The 21,531-nt window shown below is 41.5% G+C and carries 16 protein-coding genes and 1 tRNA gene; 6 read left to right on the forward strand and 11 right to left on the reverse strand.

What is annotated here, in order from left to right; translation table 11 throughout:
- Nucleotides 1-57: 57 nt before the first annotated feature.
- The 4 genes from L4C32_RS02070 to betI are packed head-to-tail and all read right to left on the reverse strand — an operon-like array spanning nucleotide 58 to nucleotide 4,899.
- Nucleotides 58-1,008: a choline ABC transporter substrate-binding protein gene (locus tag L4C32_RS02070; protein ID WP_428195193.1), complete on the reverse strand. Its 951-nt coding sequence runs from the start codon at nucleotides 1,006-1,008 to the stop codon at nucleotides 58-60.
- A gap of 54 nt (nucleotides 1,009-1,062) precedes the next feature.
- Nucleotides 1,063-2,760: a choline dehydrogenase gene (gene betA / locus L4C32_RS02075; protein WP_428195194.1), complete on the reverse strand. Its 1,698-nt coding sequence runs from the start codon at nucleotides 2,758-2,760 to the stop codon at nucleotides 1,063-1,065.
- A gap of 54 nt (nucleotides 2,761-2,814) precedes the next feature.
- Nucleotides 2,815-4,275 carry a betaine-aldehyde dehydrogenase gene (gene betB / locus L4C32_RS02080; RefSeq protein WP_428195195.1) on the reverse strand — a complete coding sequence of 487 codons (1,461 nt, stop codon included), beginning with the start codon at nucleotides 4,273-4,275 and terminating at the stop codon, nucleotides 2,815-2,817.
- Nucleotides 4,276-4,302: 27 nt separating this feature from the next.
- Nucleotides 4,303-4,899, reverse strand: coding sequence for a transcriptional regulator BetI (betI, locus tag L4C32_RS02085; protein ID WP_428195196.1), 597 nt, complete (start codon nucleotides 4,897-4,899; stop codon nucleotides 4,303-4,305).
- A 713-nt stretch (nucleotides 4,900-5,612) separates the two neighbouring features.
- Between betI and L4C32_RS02090 the strand changes: the two genes are divergently transcribed.
- Complete coding sequence (locus L4C32_RS02090; RefSeq protein WP_428195197.1) at nucleotides 5,613-8,540, forward strand: EAL domain-containing protein; 2,928 nt, start codon at nucleotides 5,613-5,615, stop codon at nucleotides 8,538-8,540.
- Here L4C32_RS02090 and gltS read toward each other — a convergent pair whose 3' ends face one another.
- A complete protein-coding gene (gene gltS, locus L4C32_RS02095; RefSeq protein ID WP_428195198.1) occupies nucleotides 8,541-9,740 on the reverse strand; it encodes a sodium/glutamate symporter in 1,200 nt (399 codons plus the stop codon).
- Nucleotides 9,741-9,914: 174 nt separating this feature from the next.
- Nucleotides 9,915-11,144 carry a M20/M25/M40 family metallo-hydrolase gene (locus L4C32_RS02100; protein ID WP_428195199.1) on the reverse strand — a complete coding sequence of 410 codons (1,230 nt, stop codon included), beginning with the start codon at nucleotides 11,142-11,144 and terminating at the stop codon, nucleotides 9,915-9,917.
- A gap of 399 nt (nucleotides 11,145-11,543) precedes the next feature.
- Here L4C32_RS02100 and L4C32_RS02105 point away from each other — a divergent pair, with 399 nt between their 5' ends.
- Nucleotides 11,544-13,223: a hypothetical protein gene (locus tag L4C32_RS02105; RefSeq protein ID WP_428195200.1), complete on the forward strand. Its 1,680-nt coding sequence runs from the start codon at nucleotides 11,544-11,546 to the stop codon at nucleotides 13,221-13,223.
- 17 nt (nucleotides 13,224-13,240) lie between these two features.
- Here L4C32_RS02105 and L4C32_RS02110 read toward each other — a convergent pair.
- The 5 genes from L4C32_RS02110 to L4C32_RS02130 form a co-directional block, all read right to left on the reverse strand.
- Nucleotides 13,241-14,463, reverse strand: a protein-coding gene (locus L4C32_RS02110) for an IS3 family transposase (protein WP_428195201.1) whose coding sequence is annotated in 2 segments (ribosomal slippage) — nucleotides 13,241-14,106 and nucleotides 14,106-14,463 — 1,224 coding nt in all. Because the reading frame shifts where the segments join, the coding sequence is not laid out codon by codon here.
- A 107-nt stretch (nucleotides 14,464-14,570) separates the two neighbouring features.
- Nucleotides 14,571-14,822, reverse strand: a complete 252-nt coding sequence (locus L4C32_RS02115) for a DUF3297 family protein (protein ID WP_428195202.1) — start codon at nucleotides 14,820-14,822, stop codon at nucleotides 14,571-14,573.
- Between the two features lie 92 nt (nucleotides 14,823-14,914).
- A complete protein-coding gene (gene def / locus L4C32_RS02120; RefSeq protein ID WP_428195203.1) occupies nucleotides 14,915-15,418 on the reverse strand; it encodes a peptide deformylase in 504 nt (167 codons plus the stop codon).
- 81 nt (nucleotides 15,419-15,499) lie between these two features.
- Nucleotides 15,500-15,590, reverse strand: a tRNA-Ser gene (locus L4C32_RS02125).
- A gap of 44 nt (nucleotides 15,591-15,634) precedes the next feature.
- On the reverse strand, nucleotides 15,635-16,576 hold the full coding sequence (locus tag L4C32_RS02130; protein WP_428195204.1) for a precorrin-2 dehydrogenase/sirohydrochlorin ferrochelatase family protein: 942 nt from the start codon (nucleotides 16,574-16,576) through the stop codon (nucleotides 15,635-15,637).
- Between the two features lie 710 nt (nucleotides 16,577-17,286).
- On the opposite strand from L4C32_RS02130, the gene L4C32_RS02135 reads away from it, so the two are divergent.
- The 4 genes from L4C32_RS02135 (at nucleotide 17,287) to L4C32_RS02150 (ending at nucleotide 21,499) form a co-directional block, all read left to right on the forward strand.
- Nucleotides 17,287-18,315, forward strand: coding sequence for an amino acid ABC transporter substrate-binding protein (locus tag L4C32_RS02135; protein ID WP_428195205.1), 1,029 nt, complete (start codon nucleotides 17,287-17,289; stop codon nucleotides 18,313-18,315).
- 97 nt (nucleotides 18,316-18,412) lie between these two features.
- Nucleotides 18,413-19,609 carry an amino acid ABC transporter permease gene (locus tag L4C32_RS02140; RefSeq protein ID WP_428195206.1) on the forward strand — a complete coding sequence of 399 codons (1,197 nt, stop codon included), beginning with the start codon at nucleotides 18,413-18,415 and terminating at the stop codon, nucleotides 19,607-19,609.
- A gap of 1 nt (nucleotide 19,610) precedes the next feature.
- Entirely contained in the window at nucleotides 19,611-20,708 is a 1,098-nt protein-coding gene (locus L4C32_RS02145; RefSeq protein ID WP_428195207.1) for an amino acid ABC transporter permease, read from the forward strand.
- A gap of 41 nt (nucleotides 20,709-20,749) precedes the next feature.
- Entirely contained in the window at nucleotides 20,750-21,499 is a 750-nt protein-coding gene (locus tag L4C32_RS02150; RefSeq protein ID WP_428195208.1) for an amino acid ABC transporter ATP-binding protein, read from the forward strand.
- The last annotated feature ends 32 nt before the right edge of the window (nucleotides 21,500-21,531 follow it).

Genomic DNA, 21,531 nt, shown 5'->3' on the forward strand with positions numbered 1-21,531 from the left:
GTCTTTAATTGTAGTGTGCTGCCACTCTAAAAAGTGACAGCAGAATTAACATAATAATTAAATATTTAGGTAAGCTTTTACAGCGCCAGTAGCCTTTTTTCCATCACGTGTTTTCACGTCATGTAACCACTTCTCTAACACTTCCGGGTGTGCTTTTAGCCACGCCTTCGCCGCTGCTTCAGGTTTTGCATTGTCATTTAGAATTTCACCCATCAACTGGTTTTCCATCTCTAAACTAAAGCTAAGATTTGTAAGAAGTTGACCTACGTTTGGACACGTTTTCAAGTAGTCTTGACGCACGTTGGTGTAGACACTAGCCCCCCCATAGTTAGGACCAAAATAATCATCGCCGCCATCTAAGTAAGCCATTTCAAAATTGCTATTCATTGGGTGCGGTGCCCAACCTAAAAAAGCGATCCATTGCTTACGATTAACTGAACGTTTCACTTGCGACATCATGCCTGCTTCACTTGATTCAACTAAACTAAATCCTTGCAGTGCAAAGGCGTTCTTATCGATCATATCTTGAATAAGACGATTGCCATCGTTACCTGGTTCAATGCCGTAAATACGACCACGGAATTGATCTTTGTTTTTAGCGATATCAGCAAAAGTTTTCACGCCGGCATCATAAACGTACTTAGGCACAGCAAGGGTGTATTTTGCCCCTTCTAAGTTAGCGCGTACGGTTTCGACAGAACCATTTTGCTCATATTTAGCAATATCAGCTTCCATAGTTGGCATCCAGTTCCCTAAAAACACATCAATGTCTTTGTTCGCCATTGATGAGTACGTAACTGGCACAGAGAGCAGCTGGGTTGATGTTTGGTAACCAAGCCCTTTTAATACTTCACTGGTGACGGCCGTTGTGGCCGTTATGTCTGTCCAACCTACGTCAGAAAAACGTACTGTGTCACATTGAGCTGCCAAAGCGCTCGTTGCCGATAGCCCTAAAATTATGGCACTACTGCCAATGAGTGTCTGTTTAATCGTAGTATTAATGTTCATCACTTTTCCTTGTTGTTCATGATCCTATTAAAAAATTCTACGTCTTGTAGAACTCTATCTTTTAAATGTGGGACGTTGTGCAACTCCACAGCGTTGCTCGGTTTTCCACAATTGATCGATCCACGTTGACGCTTTTGAAGGCACCAAACGTGTATTACCTAAAATTGCGTCAGCCATTTTCTCTGCAACCATAATCGTTGGTGCATTAAGATTGCCATTGGGTATGGTTGGGAACACCGAAGAGTCTACGACCCTGAGTGATTCAATGCCACGTACTTGGCAGTCACTGTTAAGCACCGCTAATGGGTCATTATCTGCCCCCATTTTACAGGTACAAGATGGGTGATAAGCGCTCTCTACATTTTGACGTAGCCATGCATCAATAGCCTCATCAGAAGTAATATCACTTCCCGGTTGAATCTCTTTCCCTCTGAAGTTATCCATCGCTGGTTGGGATAAGATCTCCCTAGTCAACCGTATACAGTCACGCCAATCTTGTTTATCTTGTTCTGTACTGATGTAATTAAACTCAATATTTGGTTTTTGATGAGGATCAGACGACGTTATCCAAATTCGTCCACGGCTTTCAGGTTTATTCGGGCCAACATGTACTTGAAAACCATGACCATCAAATGCCACTTGTCCGTCATATCGCATAGCAGCAGGCAAGAAATGATATTGAATGTTTGGCCATTTCAATCCAGCACGAGAGCGTATGAATGCACAGGACTCAAAATGATTAGTGGCGCCTAAACCATCTTTTCTGACGATCCAGCGTGTGCCAATCATCCCCTTGCTGATTAAGTCTAGTTTACTATTCAGCGTAATTGGTTGGTGACAAGTATATTGAAAGTAGACCTCTAAATGATCCTGTAAGTTTTCACCGACACCAGGCAGATCGTGTTGAACGGTGATGTTGGCTTGTTCTAATACCGCTTTCGGGCCGATACCCGACAACTGCAGGAGTTGAGGAGAACCAATAGAACCTGCAGAAAGCAGAACTTCTGTATTGGCGTACACATTGTGAACCTTGCCTCTAAGCTCTATTTCAACACCAACCGCTTTTCGATTTTTAAGCAGTACTTTGCGTGTGATAACGCGTTTTTTTACGGTTAAATTTTTTCGCTTCATGGCACGACGCAGATACGCATTTGAGGTCGAAGCTCGAACCCCTTTATCAACAGTCATGTGCATAGGACCAAAGCCCTCTTGCTGATAACCATTGTAATCAACTGTTTTGGGGTAACCTGCTTGCTGACCCGCGTCAATAAACGCCTGGTACAACGGATTCATTTTCATGTCGTTACCGTTGCAGGTAGCGACGGGACCCTCGCTACCTCGGTATGCGTCTGAACCACCAATCCATGACTCAGCACGTTGAAAGTAAGGTAAACACTCTTGATAGCTCCATCCCGTAGCCCCCTCTTCAACCCACTCATCAAAATCACAAGCGTGTCCACGAACGTACACCATACCATTGATTGAAGAGCTACCACCCAGCACCCGACCACGGGGGCAATGTAAGCTTCGGTTATCAATCCCTGCTTCAGGTAAGCTTTCAAATTGCCATGCGTAACGCTCGCTGTTCATTGGATAAGAGAGCGCGGTTGGCATTTGAATGAAGATACTCTTATCAGTGCCTCCAGCCTCTAGTAGTAAGACACTGTGTTTGCCCGATGAGCTCAAGCGATCAGCTAATACGCATCCTGCAGACCCTGCACCAACAATGATGTAGTCGTACTTGGTATTCATGTTTTCTCCTTTAATGCGATTGATTCGATTAAGCCAATAGACTTCGCTACCGGCTTATTCGTAAGGAGACTCAAGATCACCTAACTCAATCAGTACACTCTTGTATTGGGTGTAATGATTGAGTGTTTCAATACCATTTTCACGTCCGATCCCAGACTGTTTGTAACCACCGACTGGCATTTCAGCTGGAGAACCACCCCATGTGTTAATCCAACAAATACCGGCCTCAATTTGGGCTATGACGCGATGAGCGCGTGATAAGTTTTGAGTAAACAGCCCTGCTGCTAAACCATATTGCGTGGCATTAGCGCGCTTAATGACTTCCGTTTCCTCGGTAAAGCGTAAAATAGACATAACCGGCCCAAAGATCTCTTCTTGAACTTGAGGCATATCATCAGTGCAATCTGCAAATATAGTCGGTTGCACAAAGTTACCTTTGTCTAAACCATTAGCTAATTCACGCGCTCCGCCACAAAGTAGACGAGCGCCCGATTGTTTACCAGCTTCAATAAAACCAACCACTTTTTCTAAATGTTCAGCTGAAATAAGTGCACCAATTTGAGTTGCCATATTTGAAGGATTGCCAATCACTAGTTTTTTGGTGCGTTCAGTAATCTGTTCAATAAACTCATCGTAAATAGCATCATGTACAAAGACTCGCGTGCCATTAGTACAGACTTCACCTTGTGTATAAAAGTTGGCAATCATCGCTGCTGAAACGGCATTTTCAAGTTTTGCGTCATCGAAAACGATCAGTGGAGATTTGCCACCAAGTTCCATCGTAATATCTTTCAGAGTACCTGCCGCATCAGCCATTACCTTCTTGCCGGTTCCAGACTCTCCAGTAAATGATACTTTTGCAATATCTGGGTGACGAGAGAGCATTTGCCCTACTCGGTAATCCCCTTGAACAACATTAAACACACCATCTGGGACACCAGCTTCACTGTAGATTTCAGCGAGTTTCAAGACAGAAAGTGGTGTCTCTTCAGACGGTTTAAATACCATGGCATTCCCTGCAGCCAGTGCTGGTGCAGATTTCCACATGGCAATTTGAATTGGGTAATTCCACGCTCCAATTCCGGCACAAACGCCTAATGGTTCGCGGCGAGTATAGAAAAACTGCCCATGACCTAAATCTTGTTGCTGGCCATGAATGGTAGAGGCAAGACCTGCGTAATATTCAACAACATCAGCACCAGTAACGATATCCACTTCGATCGCTTCTTGGATTGGCTTACCGGTATCTAAGACTTCTAATTGGGCAAGTTCATCATTGCGTTCACGTAAGATCGCCACCGCTTTCATCATAATACGACCGCGCTCCATACCGCTCATCGCAGACCACACCTTGAAACCTTCTTGCGCGGATTCCACCGCACGATCAACGTCTTGAGAAGACGCTTGACCAATTTCGGCCAATAGCTCCCCAGTCGCAGGATTAGTAGTGACAAATGATTCGCCAGAAGAAACGTCAACGGCTTTACCGCCAATATAAAGTGATTTAGTTTTCATCAATGTGCCTTGATAATAAGTGAGATATTATGAGTTTTTGTATGGGGCGAGTTGTTTTTCTAGATAATCTGAAATGATTAACTGAGCTTTATTCGGGCAGATCCCTTGCGGATTCAGGGCCCCACGTAGCCAAATGCCATCAATAAGAGCGGCAATGCCTTGCGCAACAAAAGTCGCCTGTTCAATAGGCAATACCTGCTTTAATTCCCCTCGTAGGTGAGACAGCAGACGACGTTCATTTACACGTTGTAATCGGTACAAATCAGCATCATGCATAGATTGAGCCCAAAATGCTAACCAGGTTTTCACCACCTTACTTTCCGCTTGGTAGCCATCAAAGTTTGCCGCAACAATCGCCTTGATCCTCGCGGTTACATCACTTGATTTGACTTCACGCAGTGCTTCAATAGAGGTACGTGATAATTGTCGTAACACCGAACGCATTGTCTCTTCCAATAAACCATGTTTACCGCCAAAGTAGTGATTGATGATCCCAGGAGAGACACCTGCCTTTCGGCTGATTAATATGACACTTGCGCCAGATAAACCCACCTCATCAATAACGGCCATCGTTGCTTCAACAAGCTGTGGACGGCGAATCTCCTGCATCCCTACTTTCGGCATATTGTTACCCTTATGTTTCTTAATTGAACGTTCAATTAAAAATAGATTACATCATTCGGAGTGTAAGTCAAAACATGAGCATCCCGATCAGGCGACCCCTCGCTGGTATATACTGGGTTCGTGGCCCTAAGCCACTGTTAGTAAATGGTTATTAATTAGTTACACTATTTTATGTCGAAAATGAGAATTACTAGCAATACGCCACACTATGGCGACTCTACATATAACCACGTTAAGTTAAGATTGTTTTTGCCGCTTCCACTCTTTCGAATTCTATATAACACCTGATTCTTATTCATTGCAGTTCTTTCTAAAAAACAAATGAGTCTATCCATTTTGCTCGGATTATTGCTTTTAAGCTTTTAGTATTTTCTTGATTTAGACCATTCTATGAACATAATTTTCATATTTACGGTTATAAATTGTAGACGATATCAGCTTGTTATCATGGCAAGCCTATTTTTCACAATCTCCTTTATTATTCTGGCTCACCTTAATTTGATTTTGAATATTGGATAATTACCAGGTTGTTGTTGCGTCAATATCATGATTATTAACATGAGTCGTGAATCCGGATTATTGGACAAAAAATGGATAGTACACAACATTTATAAGATACCTCTCGCACTCTGTATTTCGATGTTCGGGGCGGATCATTGAAACATCACTGTATTCGGTGCAAGAAACATTCTCTCTTATAGGGAAGACACCTAATGACCATCATTCGACAGATCCTAGCGGCTTTTTTACTGGTTACCTTCACATTAGGAGGGGCTGGGTATATCGGTATCTCGCACATTCAAGACGAACTAACGACACACATAAGTGCAGATTCAATCAAGCAAGCTTCCACTTTGATCGAAAATATTGATGAGAATATTTATAATAGAATTAAGCAACTACAGGTATATTCTGAAATTTTTGCACTAACGGAACATGTTGAACGATCTAATGCCTTTTTTAAGAGACTTCAAAACCACAGTCAATATATACACGCAATAGGTATGAAGTGGCAAAATGGAAGTCATTCACCCGTCATCAATGAAATTTTAACTAACCCAGCATCAAAAGAGATACAAGCATTCGTTAACACAATGAACAGCGGGTACGGTTCTCAATTGCTCTCTGAAATGTTTGTGACCAATAAATACGGTGTCGTCACCGCGACCTCAGGGCGTACCAGTAATTACCTACAATCCGATCAGGCCTGGTACCAACAAGCACTCAAAGAGGAGAGCTTCTTTGTAGGGGATGTTGTGTATGATGCAAGCTTATCAACTTACGCTTCTTCCGTTGCAATCAAATTGTACGACAGCAAAGGGGAATACATTGGTATCTTGAATACCATTTTGAATATCATTGACCCTATACGAATAATTAAAGAGTCTGAAGAGGCTGATCAGCATACGTCACGCCAAACAAAACTGATTACTCGGTCAAATCATATGATCTACTCCACTGAGCACGAGTCACCGTTAACAATTGCTACGACGACCATACTTAACCTTCTTGACTCTCAACAACTTAATAGTGGTTTCACTTCAGCACCAGGAGATATGCCTGGTGAAGGTGATGAAATATTCGCTATTTCGGTTTCTCGTGGATACCGAGATTATAAAGGCATTGGTTGGAGCATCATTATTGAGCATAACAAGGATGAAGTACTTAGTTCAGTGAATATTCTGAAAAAAGAGGTCATTGGAACGCTCACTGTTGTAATGATTATGGCAGCTATTTGGTGTGTGTATATCTCACATTCCATATCTAGACCACTAGTAAAACTTAGTAAGGCTGTTTCACTTTTTGGGGTTGGGAAATGGGACACACCCGTTGAAATATCAAGTAACAATGAAGTGGGTGCTCTATCAAAAACGTTTAATAACATGGTTAAAGAGCTACGTGGAAGTACGGTGTCAAAAACCTACTTCGATAATATTGTGAATAGCACCCCAAATAGCCTTATTGTCGTCATACCAAATGGCGATATTGAATTGGTTAATCGAGCCACCACCACCCTATTTGGTTATACCGAACAAGAGTTGATGGGACGATCTGTACGTTCACTTTTTGCGCCCACAAGAAAAGATGACCCGTGGAAGCTTAGAGGGATTGATATTATTGCCAGACTGCAACAAAAAAATGTAGAGGATATCTTCCTTACTAAGCAAGGATTAAGGGTACCGGTTTGTGTATCGGGTTCCCCTATGTTCAATGCCAAAGGTGAACTTCAAGCGGTTGTCATCGCTGTTCTTGATATTCGAGCAACTAAGCAAGCCGAACAACAACTTGAACGTCTGGCTCATTATGACTCATTAACTCAATTACCAAACCGCACGCTTTTCATGCATAGAATTCAACATGCATTGGATCATGCACAGAAACACTCTGAACAAGTTGCTCTTCTTTTTTTAGATCTGGATCGGTTCAAAAATATTAACGACAGTCTTGGCCATGCAGTGGGTGATCAGCTCCTACAGACTGTAGCCAAGCGATTGAAGTTATGCACACGAAAAGGCGATACGATAGCGCGATTAGCTGGAGATGAATTTACCATCATACTACAAGGGGATAATGACGCAGAATCAGCTTCTATTGTGGCTCAAAATATACTAAAAGCCTTCCAAGAACCCTTCTTACTGAATAATATGAAACCCCACGTCAGCATGAGCATTGGCATTAGCCTCTTCCCTCACGATGGTTCAGACACACAGACGCTGTTAAAATCCGCTGATGCAGCAATGTATCACGCCAAAGATCAAGGAAGAAATAATTACCAGTTCTTCACGCCAAAGCTGACAGAAGCAGTGACTGAGCGTTTTGTGATTGAAAACCAACTACGAGAAGCTATTGAGAGGGATGAATTTGAACTCTATTACCAGCCACAAGTTTCATTAGCTGATAATCAAATTATAGGTGTAGAGGCTCTTATTCGCTGGCATCACCCAGAAAGAGGCTTGCTAGCGCCAGATTCTTTCTTCGCTATCGCAGAGGACTCTGGATTAATCTGTGCAATTGGCAAACAGGTATTGCGCAAAGCGTGCTTTCAAGCAAAAGAGTGGGTAAATAATGAATTACCACCGATTGTGATGGCGGTAAACATCGCAGGTCAACAAATTATCCACAAAAGCATTAAAGAGCATGTCGAGTCGATCTTAGTGGAATCGCAACTTGATCCACACTATCTCGAATTAGAGGTGACTGAGGGTTTCTTCATTGGTACTAATGAGCAAGTAATCAACACACTCAAAGAGCTAAAATCTCTTGGGCTAACCCTCGCTATTGATGATTTTGGTACTGGGTATTCGTCGTTAAGTTACTTAAAGCGTTTACCCGTTGATAAACTAAAAATTGATCGAAGTTTTGTTCAAGATTTGGATTGGGGAAATAGAGATGAATCTTTTGTTCAAGCCATCATTGCGATGGGAAACAGTTTACACCTTCAAGTCATTGCTGAAGGGGTAGAAACTGAAAACCAAAAAGCACTATTAATGGAATCAGGCTGCGCAGAATACCAAGGGTACCTGTTCAGTAAACCCGTTGCAGCAGCGCAGATGACCATCCTCTTAGAAAACCAACTCTTCGCCGAAAATTACGAAGAGTCTCTCTTTATTAACTCGTTACGCGGTAATCTGCACAGGTAATTACAACGCAATAAAGAAGTTAATGGCGATTGCATTCAATATATCGACAAAAAAACCACACACTAGAGGTACAACTATGAAAGCTTTATGTGCCGCACCGTGTTGTTTTGATACTGCGGTCATGTTGGCGATAGCGGTTGCGGTAGAGCCAAGTGTTATGCCCCCAAAACCGGAACAGATCACCGTTGCCTCATAATCCTTACCCATTAAACGGAAAACAACAAAGATAGCAAATAGCACCGAGACAACGATTTGAATACTCATAACAACAGATAAGTAACTTACCAAACCGACCAACTCCCACACTTTGAGATCCATCAATGCCATGACAATAAACATCCCCAAACAGATATCAGAGATTAATGACAGCCCTCTGTCTCCACCTTCAACATGTTGTTTTGGTAGAATTTTATAAGCACGATTACCCAACATAATCCCGCCGATTAAGCATGAAACAAACAGAGGCAGTTCAATGCCCAATTCAGATAAACCAAGATCGAGACCATAACCGAGCATCAGCGCTAAGTTGAGACGCAACCATGCAAACAACAGACTATAACTGTCAACCATTTCACTTGTTTTTGAATAGGATTGACCAATATCAAGTTGTTCATTCAGATCACCTTTAACGCCATGTTTGCGCATCAAAAATTTGGCTATTGGGCCTCCGACTACACAAGCAAAAATTAACCCAATGGTGTTACTAGCAATTCCAAGCTCCATGGCATTTTCTATTCCTAGCTTCTCCACAAAGGTAGGTGCCCACGCTAACGTTGTGCCAACTCCGCCAATCAACGAGACAGAACCAGACATCAATCCGGCTCTTGGATCCATACCAAATGCGCCTGCCACTGACATGCCGATGACATTTTGCAATACGATATACACAGCCGCCAATGCCACTAAGATAACTAACGGTTTCCCACCATTTATCAGTGACTTAATATCAGCATTCAATCCCATTGCCGCAAAGAAATAGAGCAGAAGTGCATCACGAACTCCCACATCAAACGTGATTTTAATATCAAGCACAAAATAGACCATTGCAACCACGCTGGCACAAACAAATCCACCAATAACTGGTTCGGGAATGCTGTAGTTCCTAAGCACTTCATAACGAGCTAGCGCGGTTTTACCAAGAAAAAGCAGTAAAATGGCTAAGGTAAATGAGAAAAAACTCCCTGCAACAATGGATTCCATGTTCAATATTCCTTTTTATAAAGCATCTGTCTATACCATAGCCGTTAAAACCTATGAATTCAAAGAGGTATATAGTATTAAACTGATAATTAGGGAGATGGTTGTATTGAGTGGTTTTACGCAAAAAAAGAGTGCTCAATTGAGCACTCTGCTACATGATAGATCATGAGGCTGTTACAGGTTATCAAGTCTAATGTGGCTATTTTTTAGGTAGTCACGCGTAATACCCTCACCGTTATTCAGTTCATTAAAATGACGTAGTAACGCTTTGATCGCCTCAATAGCGGCAATCAGATCACCAGTATGAGCCGATTCAGACGATGTATGCATGTTGCGAATTGGGTAGCCAATGGTAATTGCAGCACTATCTACACCAGCCAATGCTGCTGCCATGCCATCAGTTCCCATATCACGACCTGAGAAATCAAGCTGACATGGGATTTCATTGTCACGACACACATTTTGTAATGTTTGAACAATAAACTCGGATGCGACTGAGCCACGGCCAACGGTAAAGCCTTTACCCATTTTTAGCGGATTCATGTTACGTGGTGCAATGCCAGGAGCGGCTTCATAGTCATGGTTTACATCGGTAGCGATCAAGATGTCTGGACGAAGTTCACCAACCACTTGCGTTGAACCAAAACGACCAATCTCTTCATGTGTTGCGATGGTGTATAACACACGGACATTGTTTATGTTCTCTTTAGAGAGTGTCCGCGCGATTTCAGTCACAGAGAAACAACCTAGACCATTATCGAGATAGGCACCGTAAAAAGTATCTGCTGCAACGCCACGTTTGATTGGACGATCAAGCAGGATTGGGTCACCTGGTCGCAGACCTAGCGCTTCAACTTGAGCTTTGCGCTCTTCACCATGTGTGTGTAGCTCTAGATAAATAGTTTCAGGTTTGATCCCTTGCTCGCCAGAGCGTTGTCCGGGAGTAGAGAAGTGAATGGCCCCTAATGCTTCAACTGTACAGCCTTCAATGACTTTGTAAGCACCAGCCTTGTCAGGATCTTGGCAGAATACTTTTACTTCATGGCCGATTAATGTTGTCGGTAGGAATGAGTCAGTATTGATCCAAACTTTTCCATCTTCATCAATTTTTCGCACTTGCATACGAATTTTATCAGCGTGGCCAACAATCATCACACTGGTTAAATCATCACGGCCAGGGTGTGAATCAAACACGATGCTTGCCGTACCTTTAAACTGATGAATCCCCCACCCTTCAGGCATAAAAGATTCAAACTCTGGCTTAATCACACCATAGCTCATCGCGGCCTCAAATCCGATTGGTGATGGTGCGTCCAATACTTTTGACATGAAATCAAATTGCTCTTGTGACATTGGTTGTGTCCAAGGGCGTTCTTTCTGCTGTTCTGTCGTTTCTGTACTCATTAGTTTCTCTTATTATCCGTTGATTAATTGCCGAGTCGTGATTATGTTAAATCACCGTCTCATGCAGCTTTAATAAAAATCCTAAGCACGCATACAATAACTTTTAATAATGCTTACCTGTTAAATACACGCTTCTAGTGAATATCATTTAGTAATATACCAGTAGGTAATCTATCGACTACTTTTTTATAAATGGATAGTAAACTATGAGAATCTATAGACAAATTCGCATCCCTAGTTAACCTAAAAGCAACATTGGGGCATACATTTTGGCTAACTAATTGGATTGGTTGTACATCTCCATACCAATTATGTTCGTCATGTTTATTTGCACTATGAATTTCTTCAATTAATATATGTTAACAATTTGATTACAACGCCAATCATAAAGTGAAACCTATGAAAAAAATTATTAGTTTATTGTTTTTGTTGTTTTGTACTGGTGTACAGGCAGAACAAAACTATCAGTATCGTTTAAAAGCAGACTTAGTTGATTTCATGGCTAATGAAGGTACAGCCTATCTTCATGTTTACGTTAACATTGTAGACATAGACGCATGCCATATAAACCTTTCTGTAGAGGTGGATGTTTCGCCGGATAAATCTAATAGGAGAACAGTGGATTCATCACATAAGCGTGTTGATGGGTTGTTTGTCATGGCACATTACAACGAGGAGTTTCAACCAGCCTTCCATGAGCGTCGATTACGCATATCAAATAGCTCCAATGGCGTTGTTAATCAGGAGATCCACCTTTTTGAAGCGTTTACCATGTATGATTACTCCTACTCACATGATGATAATTACAAAAAACTTAAATCTGATTTAAAGGATAAGGTCAAAACATGTAAAGCGGTTCATGAAGGGCGAGCCCGTGAAAAGAAACTAAACGATGCTATTCAATCTGCTAATGATTCTGCAGAGCGTGCCGACAAAGCAATAGCCTCTGCATTGGCAAAAGCGGCTGAGTTGAAGGCAAAACAAACAGAATTGGAAGCCATCAGTAACGCAATAAATATCGATCCTAATGGCTGGTTGGCCTATTCAGATCGTGGTTATATCCATCAGACAAAAAACTTCGCAATCATCTTAAACCATCATTTGAATAAGAAGGCGGTGTTACTCATGGATCCCGTGATTCATATTCATGGTGAACCTAACCTTTTAAGTAAACTTCCTTCATCTGTGAGAAAACAATTCATACGCTCCAATTACTCCCCAGCTAAATTGTTGAATACTCAGACTGACTATCTTCATATTATGGATTGGTACAAGCGGCAGATAGTCCACTTTGAACATCCCTCTTTCATTAGTGCATACCTTAAAAACAACTATTTAGGGCGCACCACTTTTCCATTTGTAGGTAAACAGAGTCTATTTTTATTGGAAGATTTAATGTGGGTAGTTTCAGATCATTACGGTATGTTCTCACACGATTTTCTCTATATCGATATAGCCGGTAAAGAGAAGATCAGTGCAAAACAGGTAAGACACACTGCATTGAAGGATTTTGTATTTTCGGACCAATTTACCGATGAGATCTTACGCCATTATCTGTTTGAACTCTTCCCATCCGAAGCAGAGCAAATTAAGCAGGGACAACGGTCTACTAACGATCTGTTACTCTCAATGATTGATAACGAGCCTATGTTTCTTGATCTAAATAATCCAATCACGTCAGACAATACCCTTGTTATTGTATTACCTATGAGTAATAACAATGCCCTGCGAGTATTAAAAGATTTGGATAAGTATCAACAGCTTCATAAAGAGAGAGGGATGAATATCTTTTTCATTCTGACTGATAAACAGCAGAGCCTCTCTAACCCTGCATCGCCAATTAATCGCATTTTTTGCAGTAAAAACATTAAACAAGCGATGTCATCCTGGGCCAATGGTAATGAAATTGATACGAAACAGTGCCGATCGTCGATGGAACGTAATAAGTTTAATCAAGAGCGTCTAAAATCGTATGGCTTTCTTTCGGAGGATGTCACTTTCTTCTTCAAAGGCCAACATTTGGATGGGTATAAATCCCCGACCTCCCTGTTTAACTTGTCCCGTCCTAAAATACGTTGACGGTTTTTAATAGAAGGTCAGAAGCTTTTCGCTCTGGCCTTTTTGTGCACCTCGTTTGGTGTCTTCATTCCCAAACTTAAATGCGGTCTCATTTCATTGTATATCTGTATTGACTCATCAACGAGCAATTTTAATTCATCAAGCCCTCGGCACTTGTACAACAAAAACTCCTGTTTCAGTATGCCATTTATACGCTCTGCAAGGGCATTTTGATAGCAGTCATACCCATCTGTCATCGATGGCCTAATTCCGCTTCTTGTCAATGCGGCCTGATAAACACCAGAGCAATATTGTAGACCTCTATCTGAATGATGGATGGYATTGTGGCTATATTGTCGATTCTTAACGGCCATATTCAGTGCTTTGACGACATCTGTTGCCTTCATCTCGTTACTTAATTCATATCCCATGATTTTCCTGCTATAAGCATCGGTGACCAGAGATAAATAATGTACTCCCCGCTCTGATTCCACATAAGTAATATCGCTTACAAATACTTCTTCAGGCCCTTTTGGGGAATGTTCTTTAAGTAAATTCGGATGCTTGCGCATCCAGTGGTTGCTATTCGTCGTTTTCGTATAACTTTTACGAGGTTTGACTAGCATGCCTTGTTCWCTTAAATAACGAAATAATCCATCCCTACCAAGCTTGATACCTTGTRTTTCCAGTTCWGGCTTAATTAGTTGGTAAAGCTTTCTAGTCCCAAYTCGTGGCATATATTTGCGCCAGTACATTACGTATTCTCTAACGGGTTCGAGATTCTTAGCTCTATTTCGTATCCGTTTGATAGCTTGATAAACACATTGAGGAGTCATCCCTAGGGCTCGACAAGCGGGAGCGAGTTTTACTTGTCCTTTTTCTTTGGCTTGCCAGAGGGTTCGGATAAGTACTTTTTTCTTAGACCTGCCCCATATTCTTTATCCATGATATCAACCATCCCATTGAGGACGATATTCTTCATTTTTTCTTCTTCTAGTTGGCGTTCGAGGCGCATTATTTTTTGAGCTGGAGTCTCTTTTGATWTAGGCATATTGGGTACATAAATTGGTTTCGACCAATCTAGCTTACCATGCTTTCTTAGCCACATGAGCACGGTGCTGCGTCCTTGGATACCATAGTGTTTTTGAGCTTGCTTGTAGGTGAAATCGCCTTTTTCAACTTGATTGACTACTGCCAATTTAAAGCCTAATGAGTAATCTCTTTGTGAGCGTCGAGCTCGGTTGGGTGTTGGATTGTTCATTTTAAAGTCCTCAATGTGTAAACACATTTCAGGACGAGACAACTAACAGAAAAAGGGCATAGATTAATCTATGCCCTACTCACATTTAGATGAAAAGGAATCGTAACCTACTTGATGTAGTACGCTTCTACTTTCCCTTTTAGCGTCATCATCAATGGTTGTCCGCGACGGTCTAACGCTTTTGGAGACTGAGCTTTTACCCAACCTTCACTGATGCAATATTCCTCTACATCAGTACGCTCTTTGCCATTTAGCGTAATACCAATATTCTGTTCGAAGCACGCTTCTACATAGTGCGGGCTACGTGAATTGCTTGAAAGACGATCCGGTAGTTCTGGAATCGATGTAGTATCGTTCATGTGCTTGACCTGTTATAAATAAAAAGTGCGCCATTGTAGTCAATATCAGGCCTGTGCTCAAGTAAGAACGCTTCGTAAAGTTATTGCTTTGGTTAAGCGTTCGATTTAAGGTATTTCTTAACTTTTTTCATCGCCATTTGACGTTTAAGCGGTGAAAGGTAGTCAATAAATAGATTACCAGATAGATGGTCGATTTCGTGCTGCATAACGATAGCAAGAAAGTCATCACTCTTAATGGTGATGGGCTTGCCATCACGATCGAGTGCAGTGACCACGACCGAAGTAAAACGTTCTACGTCTGCATAGTAATCAGGAACAGACAAACACCCCTCTTGCCCCATTGCTTTATCCCTGCCTTCCACAACTTCAGGGTTAACTAAGATTAATGGATCGTCTCGATTTTCTGATATATCGATAACAACAACGGCGTGTTTACTGCCAACTTGGGTAGACGCTAAGCCAATCCCATCATGTGTCGCATACAACGTCTCTATCATATCATCGATTAAAACTTGTACAGAACTGATATCCAACACGTTTTCGGCCGTAACCTTTAAGCGTGCATCGGGGGCTTTGAGAATGTCTAAAACGGCCATAGTTACCTTGTATTGTGTGAACATTTACTAAGAAAATAGATGCAAAAAAGCCGCTGTAAAAAACAGCGGCTTCTTTTAATGTGGCGGAGAGATAGGGATTTGAACCCTAGGTACGCTATAAACGTACGCCGGTTTTCAAGACCGGTGCTTTCAACCACTCAGCCATCTCTCCACAGGCGGTGAATAATACGGTTCTAGTTCATGATTGTAAAGCAGTTATTGCGTTTTAATAAAGATCTCTTGTGCCATGTAAGTTTGAAGTACTGAACTGCTGATAAGTTGACCTTTTTTAAGCAAAACAGTGACACGTAAGCCCTTCTGTTCTGCCTGTTTAATTTGGTCAATCAACTGGTTTTCATTTTTATAGCCATATCGTTCAGCATCGCGTCGACATAAATCAACAAAGACCTCCTTACACCCTAATTGATAGAGAATAAGCTCTGCTTGTTGCATCAGGCGCAATGATTTGAGGGTTAACATTTCAGGATCTGTACCGATTTCAATCCAATTTCTGCTGGCACCTTCACTGATTTCTTGATTGAGATGTAAGCCATAAGCTTGCTCTAGCTGCTGTAATTTGGTGGCGTGCTCTACAGTGGGGGTTCTGAAGAAGGTTTCCCAAAACTTGCGTCTAAGATTGACATTGGGAAGTAATCTTTTGATTTCAGAGCGTTTATTACCAGCGAAATCGGCCAATAACGCCACATTTTGCGGTATTTGCGTTTCCAATAGCTCACGAAGGTAACGAACCAGAACAGGTGAAGCACCGCCACTGGAGATCGCAACTTGAATTTGACCTCTGTTTACTATTGACGGGGTTATAAAGTCACAAAATTCGATATCATCCACGACATTAGTCATGATTCCAGCGGCTGTTGCGTCGCGGTAAACTTGGTGATTGATTTCTGAACTGTCTGTGGTTGCCCACACTTGTACGTAGTCATTATCTAACAATGATTCACGATAGAAACTTTTGACGTGCACGATCTTTTCGAGCTTAACAAGAGATTGAAGATAAGGCTCAATCTGAGGTGATACAACGGTCACTTTTGCCCCAGAACGGACCAGCATCTCAATTTTTCGATTGGCAACTTCTCCACCTCCAACAACGAGGACTTGCTTGCCGTTCAAATCAAAAAATATTGGAAAATATCTCATTATACCTTCAACTGTTAACCACTTGTTTTGGCATCATACAGTATTCATAACCTCCATTAATAGCCGTTTTAGAAGCCCGTGAGTATTCCTCATTTAGTTTATAAAATGCTGCAGATCATTATTTATCTTCTTCAGTCAATAATATCGCATACATATGCATTTTCAGTGAATTAATAATCCTACTTTTTGCAGAAACTGAAGATATCGCACATTTTACAAACAATTAAGCCTGCTAGAAAATAAAATCCAATCGCTCTAAAAGTGTTGATCTGATTAAAATTCAGGCAAGAACAAACCTTAGTTAGGTCACACTCTATTCACCATCCTGTCACGTTTTTCCGTTTCACCGCTCAAAATTACGACGATGATAAAAAAAACAGGATAATATAAAAAAAATATTTATCTCAAGCCTTTCGCTTTTAGCAGTTTTATGTTCTACATTTATTATGTAAAACCTACATATGTTACTGGATATTTTAAAAACGCTGGCTTAACAAGCCCTTTCATAAAAAATAACAGCATTTCACAAACTAATAACATTGTTGTAGGTTTAATTGTCGATGCGTAGTTAGTGACCCTTAGAGAAGTGACTATAAGCATCCAGTTGGATATCAGGTATTGCGAACCAATTTTTAGTTATAACCTTTGGTACAAGCATAATAAAACAGCAATACCTCGATCCCTATTATGGATAATACAGGAAGAATAAAATGGCGAAGAAAGTGAAAGTACTACTTACAGCACTAGCTGCTTCATCTGCACTTATAGCAAGTAATGCTATGGCAGCAGAAGGGACACTAGGAAAAGTAATGAAACAAGGATTTGTTCAGTGCGGTGTGAGTACTGGTTTACCAGGATTTTCTAACCCCAACTCAAAAGGCCAATGGGAAGGTATTGACGTAGAGTACTGTCAAGCACTTGCTTCTGCTGTCCTAGGTGACAAATCAAAAGTTAAATACGTTCCACTGACTGCAAAAGAGCGTTTTACTGCTCTTCAGTCTGGTGAAATTGATGTTCTATCTCGTAACACAACATGGACTCTACACCGTGATTCGGCTCTTGGTTTGAACTTCGTCGGTGTTAACTACTACGATGGTCAAGGTTTCATGGTCAAAAAAGAGCTTGGACTTAAGAGTGCTACAGAACTAGATGGCGCATCTGTTTGTGTTCAATCTGGTACGACTACTGAGTTGAACCTTGCAGATTACTTCCGTACTAAAGGAATGAAGTATACGCCAGTAGTATTTGATACTGCTGCTCAAACGTCTAAAGGATTTGATTCTGGTCGTTGTGATGCATTAACCACTGACCAATCTGGTCTATATGCACTTCGCTTGAACTTGAAAGATCCTGCTTCTGCGCAAGTACTACCAGAAATTATCTCTAAAGAGCCTCTAGGCCCTGTTGTTATTCAAGGTGATGACCAGTGGTTTAACATTGCTAAGTGGACATTAAATGCAATGCTAAATGCTGAAGAGTTTGGCGTAACCTCTGCAAACGTTGACAAGATGAAGGATTCAAAAGATCCAAACATCCGTCGTCTACTTGGTCTTGATGGACCAAAAGGTAAAGGTTTAGGAATCCGTGACGATTGGGGTTACCAGGTAATCAAGCAAGTTGGTAACTATGGTGAAAGCTTCGAACGTACAGTAGGTAAAGGTTCTCCTCTGCAAATTGCTCGTGGTGTGAATGCACTATGGAATGCAGGTGGCTTCATGTACGCTCCACCAATTCGTTAATATACAATAATAATTATAAATACTATGGGGTGGCTTTCGTCTTTTAAAGAAAGAGAGTTCACCCCCTTTTTCAAATGGAATTGAGGTTGTAGCCGTTATGACGTCTAAACTACAGGCTGATTCAAAATCTGCCCCTAAAAAAAACCAAAGTCTCCTATACAATCCTACTTTTCGCTCTGTCGTTTTCCAATTTTTCGCAATCATTGGTTTAGTCTATTTTTTCTATACCATTGTGAACAATGCATTAGTCAATCTTGATGCTCGTGGTATTGCCACTGGATTTGATTTCTTAAGTGAAAAAGCAGGTTTTGGTATTGGGTTTTCCCTTATCGAATATGATGAATCTCACTCGTACGCAAGTACATTTTATGTCGGATTAATCAACACACTCGTTGTTTCTTTCCTAGGAATTATCTGTGCTACTTTTCTGGGTTTCTTTATCGGGATATCCCGACTCTCTACAAACTGGTTAATCAGCCGAGTAGCAGCAGTATACATTGAGATCTTTCGTAACATCCCACTTTTATTACAGATTTTTTTCTGGTATTTCGTTATCCAAAGCTTACCGTCAACGCGACAGAGTATCAGCATTGGTGAAGCGATCTTCTTGAACGTTCGAGGTCTATTTCTACCAAAGCCAATTTTCGAATCGGGATCACTGCTGATTGGTATTGCATTAGTCATTGGTCTTGTTGGTGCTTTTATATACCGTTCATGGGCGCACAAGAAGCAGGAATTATCCGGTCAACAGTCTCCGATTGTTAGCGTAAGCCTAGGTCTGATTTTAGGTCTACCACTGGTTGCCTATTTCATTTCAGGGATGCCAATTTCAATCGAATACCCCGCTCTTAAAGGCTTTAATTTCAAAGGTGGTTACAGTTTCATTCCTGAACTTGCAGCACTGATGATAGCGTTAAGTGTTTACACTGCAGCCTTCATTGCAGAGATCGTTCGTTCTGGTATTAATGCCGTTAGTCACGGACAGACCGAAGCGGCTATGGCGCTAGGTTTACCTAAAAAGAGAACGCTCAAGCTTGTGGTTGTCCCTCAAGCACTACGAATCATTATTCCACCGTTAACCAGTCAATACCTTAATTTAACCAAGAACTCCTCCCTTGCGATGGCAATTGGTTACCCAGATTTGATGTCCGTATTTGGCGGAACAACATTGAATCAGGTTGGACAGGCAATCGAGATCATCTTAATGACTATGGCCGTTTACCTAACGATCAGTTTGGTCACGTCTATGTTGATGAATATCTATAACCGTAAAGTGGCGCTGGTGGAGAGATAATATGAGCATACATCAATTTCAACCCGACTTGCCGCCACCATCTAACACAGTTGGACCGGTAACCTGGGCAAAGAAACATCTATTTAGTTCTATTTTTAACTCAGTAATGACCCTTGTATTAGCATTTTTGATTGTTAGTGCATTATGGGAGATTGCGGAGTGGGCATTTATTAACGCAGATTGGGTGGGTACCACTCGAGACGCATGCAGTAAAGAAGGCGCCTGTTGGGTATTCATCAGCGTTCGTTTTGAACAGTTTATGTTTGGTTTCTACCCAGAAGCTGAATTGTGGCGTGCCGAACTCTTCTTTGCGCTGCTTGCTGTCTTTGTTGTGCTATTGGCTTATGAACATACTCCAAAAAAATTCATTATTTGGTTAGTGTTTGTGAATATCTTCCCTTTCTTCGCAGCTGGTCTTCTTTATGGCGGCGTATTTGGCCTGCCTGTAGTTGATACCCATCTTTGGGGAGGGTTACTGATCACCTTGGTGATTGCTATCGTCGGTATTGTGGTCTCCCTGCCTATTGGTGTGGTGCTGGCCCTAGGCCGACGTTCAGAGATGCCAATAATCCGTAGTATCTGTACCGTCTACATTGAGATATGGCGTGGTGTTCCACTGATCACCGTGCTGTTTATGGCATCAGTCATGCTTCCTCTGTTCCTGTCACACGGGTCAGAGATGGACAAACTGCTACGAGCCTTAATTGGTGTGGTGATGTTCAGTGCCGCCTATATGGCAGAAGTAGTTCGAGGTGGGTTACAAGCGATTCCAAAAGGACAGTATGAAGCCGCTGATGCATTAGGGCTTTCCTACTGGAAAAAAATCACCTTTATTATCATGCCTCAAGCATTGAAAATCACGATTCCTTCGATTGTGAACACCTTCATCGGACTGTTTAAGGATACCAGTCTGGTGTTAATCATCGGTATGTTTGATGTTCTTGGTATTGGTCAAGCCGCAAACACCGATCCAGAGTGGCTAGGTTTCTCAACGGAGAGTTACATCTTTGTCGCGTTAGTGTTTTGGGTATTCTGCTTTGGTATGTCTAGGTATTCGATTTTCCTAGAAGATAAGCTCAATACCGGTCACAAACGATAATTTGTTTTTAGAATAATAGAATTGATCATCAAGGACGTATTATGACGCAGCAAGAAGATTACATGATCCAACTAAAGGACATGAACAAATGGTACGGACAATTTCACGTACTAAAAAACATTAACCTAAACGTTAAAAAAGGCGAAAAGATTGTTATTTGTGGCCCATCTGGCTCAGGTAAATCAACAATGATTCGCTGTATTAACCGTTTAGAAGAGCACCAAAAAGGCGAGATCTATGTTGCTGGTAACGAGCTTACAGAAGATCTAAAAGACATCGAATTAGTGCGTAAAGAAGTGGGAATGTGTTTTCAACACTTTAACCTATTCCCTCACCTAACCGTACTTGAGAACTGTACACTAGCTCCTATTTGGGTGAAGAAAATGCCTAAAGAAGAGGCTGAAGCCATTGCAATGAAGTATCTAGAGCGTGTTAAGATTCCTGAGCAAGCGGACAAGTTTCCTGGCCAGTTATCAGGTGGGCAGCAGCAACGAGTTGCTATTGCACGTTCTCTATGTATGAACCCACAAATTATGTTGTTTGATGAGCCAACTTCAGCACTCGACCCAGAGATGGTTCGTGAAGTGTTAGATGTAATGGTTGAGTTAGCGAGTGAAGGGATGACCATGTTATGTGTTACGCATGAAATGGGCTTTGCAAAAGAGGTGGCAGACCGAGTCATCTTTATGGATGCGGGTGAAATTATCGAAGAGAATAACCCAGTTGATTTCTTTGAAAACCCTCAATCAGACCGTACCCAGTTGTTCTTAAGCCAGATCTTAAACCACTAATCTCAAAACAGCAGAGACAAAAAAGGGCATCG

The organism is Aliivibrio kagoshimensis, assembly GCF_050337105.1.
In the GTDB taxonomy this organism is placed as follows: Bacteria; Pseudomonadota; Gammaproteobacteria; order Enterobacterales; family Vibrionaceae; genus Aliivibrio_A; species Aliivibrio_A kagoshimensis.